At 51.8% G+C, this 537-nt stretch carries 1 protein-coding gene; it reads left to right on the top strand.

Going from position 1 to position 537, the window contains the following annotated elements:
* Positions 1-537, top strand: a 537-nt coding sequence (locus WH277_RS01245) for a type I restriction enzyme subunit R domain-containing protein (protein WP_445235296.1), incomplete at both ends; no start/stop codon positions are given.

Below are 537 nucleotides of genomic sequence, written 5' to 3'. Positions count from 1 at the left end.
ATCATAACGTTTCGCAGAAGGTGAAAGTGATCGTGGAGCATTACCGTAAAAACGTGATGCACTTGCTGGGCGGGCAGGCAAAGGCCATGGTCGTCACCAGTTCGCGCAAGGCGGCGGTGCGCTATAAGCTGGCGTTTGATAAGTATATTGCCGAGAATAACTACCAGAAAATCAGTGCAATGGTGGCATTCTCCGGCGAGGTCGAATTTAATGAAGGCGACCATAACAGTCTGGCGCTGTTAAACAAAAAGTTCACCGAAGCCAATATGAATCCGGGCCTGAAAGGCCGTGATATGCGCAAAGCCTTTGATAGCGATGATTATCAGGTGATGCTGGTGGCTAACAAGTTCCAGACTGGTTTTGACCAGCCTAAGCTGTGCGCCATGTACGTTGATAAACCGCTGGGTGGCGTGGAGTGCGTGCAGACGCTGTCCCGTCTTAACCGCACCTATCCGGGTAAAGCCGAGTCCGGCACCTTCGTGCTGGATTTCTATAATGACCCGGAAGAGATTCTGGCCGCGTTCCAGCCCTATTACC

Source organism: Erwinia sp. MYb416 (assembly GCF_037479575.1).
Taxonomy (GTDB): Bacteria; Pseudomonadota; Gammaproteobacteria; order Enterobacterales; family Enterobacteriaceae; genus Erwinia; species Erwinia rhapontici.
Note: the sequence above shows the minus strand (reverse complement) of the source record. Positions and strands in the feature narration are given on the sequence as shown.